The organism is Aquiflexum sp., assembly GCF_041751335.1.
Classification (GTDB): Bacteria; Bacteroidota; Bacteroidia; order Cytophagales; family Cyclobacteriaceae; genus Aquiflexum.
Window position 1 is genome coordinate 1 of sequence record NZ_JBGSXS010000312.1, and the last position, 4,066, is coordinate 4,066.

Here is a 4,066-nt window from a genome sequence, read left to right on the forward strand (position 1 = left end):
CCCCATCACATCCGCCTCCTGCTCCAACCCAGCATCATCATTGACATTAACTTTACCTTGTAATTGAATAGTAGGCTTTACCCTGCCTTGCTTTTGTTGGACTACATGCCAAGCTTCATGGGGGAGGTGTTTTTCCTGACCGGATGCAATATGGATATCAGTGCCTTGTGCATAAGCATGGGCCTGAAGTGTTGCGGGTTTGTCTGAATTGTAATGAACTTTGACATCATCCATGGAGTATCCTGAAAGGTTTTCTATCCCAGATTTGAGGTTGTCAGGAAGACCTGTATTGTTCTCTTGCCTTTGAATAGTTTCAAACTTTCCCTGCATCAATTCTTCTTCCTCCATTCCTTGCTTTTGGATAGTTTCAAATTTTCCCTGAAGGGGTTCCTCTTCTTCCAATTCCATTTTTTGGATGGTCTTGAACTTTCCCTGCATCAGTTCTTCTTCCTCTAGTCCTTGCTTTTGAATAGTTTCAAACTTTCCTTGTAGCGGTTCTTCTTCTTCGAGCCCCATTTTTTGGATGGTTTTGAACTTTCCCTGCATCAGTTCTTCTTCCTCCAATCCTTGCTTTTGAATATTTTCAAATTTTCCCTGTATGGGTTCCTCTTCTTCGAGATCCATTTTTTGAAGGGTAGCATTTCCGTTTAAAAGATGATCGAATGCTTTCAGCTGTACTGCAGATTTACCTTTATTGGCCAAATGGATTAAGTGCTGTTGGTCTTGGGTAAGTTTGCGTTTGTCCTGAAGTTGGGTGGTAGGGGAGTAACTGCTTTTTGATTTCGGAGTACTCTTTGATTTTCTTGAACTTTGCAGGATCGAAGATTTCATTAGCATATTTTTTATTTGAAGAGCTAAAAATTATTGAAGCATAAGTTAATGAATTTCAATTGGTTTCAATAATGTTTTCGTGCAATTTCATATTTTAACGGCCTTTATACCCTTTTCCTTTTTTTGAAGAATTGTTGAATTGTTTTCGCATATGCTTTTGTTGGGCGCGTTGTTCTTCTTGCTGGGCTCGGCGTTCTTCCCGTAAAGCGATTCTTCTTTGGACTTCATCTTCCAAAATTACCCTATCTGGTTCGTTGATCAGGTCATCTACATCTTCCAGTACATATGCTTCATTGGCAATATTTGCTGCAATAACCATTAAAATAGCCAAAAAACGGGTTCTGTTTTGCCATGAGGCTCTGAGTCGTTCCCTATCCCGGTTTGCACGGCTCAATTGGAATATTGCTGTTGATTTAGGATCATTCGATACAGTTTGTAAAATATTTGGATTCAAGATATTCCCTATTTCTTTGAGTTGAATGGATTGTTTTCCATTATTGGCCATCTTGATTAAGTTCTTTTGATCCTGAGAAGTTTTTCTATTGTCCTGAATTTGAAGTGACTGAGATGAATTGGTAGTGGTATTCTGCCTACCTCCTGGTTTTTTTGAGCTTTGCAGTTGGGAAGACTTCATTACTTTTTTGGGAATACAAGAGAAAAGATTAGAATTCTTAATTTAATGAAAATCTACTTGCTATGATATATTGAAAAAGTCTTTTTTTTCAATTGAAGAGAAAAATGATGTTTTTATAGAAAAACTGATGGAGAATGGAAATTTTTAAAAATTCATATTTTCTAATTCTTTTCTTATTTTTATTCTAAATATCAATTTGGTGAATCTATGTTATTGTTGAAAAATTTTTGGTTGGTCGTTGAATTTTTCTCCAAAGTTATACTGATTTTACCTGTACTATTTATCGGTTTTTCAGACAAAAGATCCGATTCAGAATTCCAAAACCAATCCAAGGATAATCATTTTGCTTGGTCTTCTAATTTCCCCAATTTAGGATCTCTTTCTTCTCCAAGGGCTACAGACTTTAATGGGGATGGTATTCTGGATATAATTGTAGGTATGGGCAGGATTGAATTTCAGGCTGCTGACACGGCGATTGTGGCATTGGATGGAAAATCCGGTGAAATTATTTGGAAAAGGCCGGCTATCGATCAGATTTACGGTTCTGCAGCCTTGTTGGATATCAACGGGGACAGCGTGGAGGATGTGGTAATAGGGGGCAGGTCAGCGATACTACAGGCGATTGACGGAAAGAATGGAACGGTGATTTGGGATTTTGTGGAAACCAATCAATTGAAGAAGCTGGTTCAGAAAAAATATTTTAACTTCTATAATTCCCAATTGATGCCGGACATTACAGGAGATGGCCTACCGGAGATTCTTGTTTCCAATGGTGGGAACGTACTCAAAGCCTCCTATGACCCCAACAGGCCAGCCGGAAAGATAATAGTAATAGATTCTTCCAATGGGAAAATTATAGTAGAAGTTGAAACACCTGATCAAAAGGAAACTTATCATTCCATTACCCTGTCAAATCAAAACCACATAGACGATATCGAGGTAGTTTTCGGAACAGGCGGAGAGACCATCGGAGGTAATCTATATGTGGTGGGCCTCAAGGATATCCTGAATGGAGATATCAAAATGGCCAGGGTTCTTGCCGGTAGCAAAGAAAAGGGATTTATAGCACCTGCCGTTTGGGCAGACCTGAATGGGGATGGGATTGATGATATTATTGCCAACTCAGTTGACGGAAGGGTTTTTGCCTTTGATGGCCAAACTAAGCAGACACTTTGGAAGGTATCTTTGCCCGGTACTGAAATTTACAGTTCACCCGCTGTAGGTTATTTTACAAATGATCAAAATCTGGATGTTTTTGTAAATGCCAATACCGGTATTTGGCCCCTATTTTCCGATTGTACCAATGTGATGATTGACGGGGCAAACGGGAAAATAAAGTACAAGCAGCAGTTTGGGAGTTTTCAGTCCACCTCGCCTTTGGTTTTGGATATTAATGGTGACGGTGTGGATGAAATCATCATCTGTGAAAATAAAAGTGGGACAGATCGGGCAGGTAAGAAATTGTTCTATAACACCATATCTGTTGTTGATTTTACTAAAAAAGGAAGGAAAACGGCCCTCTTGCCACTACTTGCAGGCCACAACACATCCTCAACACCTTGGATGGGGGATTTGGATAAGGATAACCTGTTGGATATCGTATTTTGCCACAGCAACAATATGTATCATACCTATGCCTTTGACGGCTTGCAGATCAATTTATTAAAAACTAACATCCCCATTACCAAACCATTAAAATGGGGAGCATATATGGGGAGTGATTATAATGGGAGGTATTGATTTTAACCTTTTGATATGTAGTTCAATTTTTCTTGCAAGAGAGAAGTTATCACATTCAAGAAAATGGAATATTGTCCAATCGTCTGCTTTTTGGGTAAAATTAAGTTTTCTGTATTTCTTCAATAAGTGGTTTTCCAATCGTTCTTCAAGTTCAAGAGTTGTTACTCCTGTATAAAACCTGTTCAGCTTCCCGGAAAAAAGGATGTACAAAAAAAATCTATCCATTAATGAAAATAATAGAACTGGTTGAAAAAACAAAAAGCCGTCCATCACTGAACGGCTTGTGGGCCCAGCTGGAATCGAACCAGCCACCTACTGCCCCGAATGTTTTCGGGGGAGTCAGATACTACGGAATTTGAATAGTAGTTTCTCTCCAATTTCAGGATATTTCTTTAAGTTAGGGATATAAGCTTTCGATTTTTGCCTCATATGCTTTCATGATTAAAGTTATAAAAAAAGCCGTTCATCACTGAACGGCTTGTGGGCCCACCTGGAATCGAACCAGGCACCTACTGATTATGAGTCAGTTGCTCTAACCGAATGAGCTATAGGCCCAATTATTTACATTTTCTTTTGCACCTCCTGTCCCGATAGCTATCGGGAGAGTCAGAAGCTCTAACCAACTGAGCTATAGGCCCTAATTTTTTTATTTCTGAGGAACTTTCTGTCCCGATAGCTATCAGGAGAGTCAGAAGCTCTAACCTCCCGATAACTATCGGGATGAGCTATATGCCCCGATTTTTTAGCATTTGACCTTGCTTTTGGGACTGCAATGTTACATATTTGGTTTTAATTTTACAACCTGATTACAAATGAAAAAACTGGAGAATATTGATTTTTTGATTTTTGATCTGGGAAATG

4 protein-coding genes and 1 tRNA gene are annotated in these 4,066 nt (G+C 38.9%); 1 reads left to right on the forward strand and 4 read right to left on the reverse strand.

All coding sequences use genetic code 11. From position 1 onward, the window contains the following. Nucleotides 1-831, reverse strand: an 831-nt coding sequence (locus ACEW8U_RS17600; protein ID WP_373523367.1) for a DUF4157 domain-containing protein, incomplete at its 3' end; no start/stop codon positions are given. Nucleotides 832-925: 94 nt separating this feature from the next. Next, nucleotides 926-1,465, reverse strand: coding sequence for a hypothetical protein (locus tag ACEW8U_RS17605; protein ID WP_373523368.1), 540 nt, complete (start codon nt 1,463-1,465; stop codon nt 926-928). 207 nt (nt 1,466-1,672) lie between these two features. On the opposite strand from ACEW8U_RS17605, the gene ACEW8U_RS17610 reads away from it, so the two are divergent. After that, nucleotides 1,673-3,205: an FG-GAP-like repeat-containing protein gene (locus tag ACEW8U_RS17610; RefSeq protein WP_373523369.1), complete on the forward strand. Its 1,533-nt coding sequence runs from the start codon at nt 1,673-1,675 to the stop codon at nt 3,203-3,205. Here ACEW8U_RS17610 and ACEW8U_RS17615 read toward each other — a convergent pair. Further along, on the reverse strand, nt 3,158-3,475 hold the full coding sequence (locus ACEW8U_RS17615; RefSeq protein WP_373523370.1) for a GIY-YIG nuclease family protein: 318 nt from the start codon (nt 3,473-3,475) through the stop codon (nt 3,158-3,160). The genes ACEW8U_RS17610 and ACEW8U_RS17615 overlap by 48 nt on opposite strands. Nucleotides 3,476-3,686: 211 nt before the next feature. Then, nucleotides 3,687-3,760, reverse strand: a tRNA-Ile gene (locus ACEW8U_RS17620). Nucleotides 3,761-4,066: the final 306 nt, after the last annotated feature.

Excerpts from the sequence above, each read along its gene's own strand:
- ACEW8U_RS17615 (WP_373523370.1), bottom strand. The coding sequence starts at position 3,475 with ATGGACGGCTTTTTGTTTTTTCAACCAGTTCTATTATTTTCATTAATG.
- ACEW8U_RS17605 (WP_373523368.1), bottom strand. The coding sequence starts at position 1,465 with ATGAAGTCTTCCCAACTGCAAAGCTCAAAAAAACCAGGAGGTAGGCAG.
- ACEW8U_RS17610 (WP_373523369.1), top strand. The coding sequence starts at position 1,673 with ATGTTATTGTTGAAAAATTTTTGGTTGGTCGTTGAATTTTTCTCCAAA.